This is a genomic window from Aquirufa beregesia (genome assembly GCF_011090385.1).
Lineage (GTDB): Bacteria > Bacteroidota > Bacteroidia > Cytophagales > Spirosomataceae > Aquirufa > Aquirufa beregesia.
In genome coordinates, this window is the sequence record NZ_SEWW01000027.1 from 1 (window position 1) to 592 (window position 592).

Here is a 592-nt window from a genome sequence, read left to right on the forward strand (position 1 = left end):
TAGCTACCGTATTTCCATAGGCATCTTGTGCCGTTAAGGTATTCGTTCCAGTAAAGCCTACTCCGTTCACTTGAGGGGTTGCTAAACTAACCGCCAATTTACTGTAAGTGGCTGGGCTAACCGTTACTGATAAGCGATCTGCCTCAGAAGTGGTTACTGCACCTTGTGTTGCCACTAATAGTGCAGTTTCTGCTTTGTACAATTTCACTAAAGATGTTCCTACTCCATTGCTAAAGGTTACAACAGTCGCTGTTCCAAAATTAATATCGGCAAGATCTTTATCGCGTGCCGTAGCTGCGGTTGTTGGACTCGTAGAACTATTCGCCCCTGAGAAAACAATCGATTTATCTCCCGTATATCCAGTAGCCGTATTTCCATTGGCATCTTTAGCTGTAACCGTGATAGTCTGACTTCCTCCTGCTGTTTGCGTACCTGTTCCTGTTACAATAAACTTCGTAGCTGCACCCGGATTCACCGTGATACTGGAACTTGTTACTGCAGTTCCTGTCGCTGGGGTAAAGGTAAATGTTCCTGTACCTGAGGTTCCTGTGAAGGTCAAACCTAAGCTAGTTAAGTTCGCTACTCCGCTAGT

At 45.3% G+C, this 592-nt stretch carries 1 protein-coding gene; it reads right to left on the reverse strand.

Features of this window, described 5'->3' with window-relative positions; genetic code table 11:
* A partial coding sequence (locus tag EWU23_RS13735; RefSeq protein WP_205753193.1) for a hypothetical protein occupies positions 1-592 on the reverse strand: 592 nt, incomplete at both ends.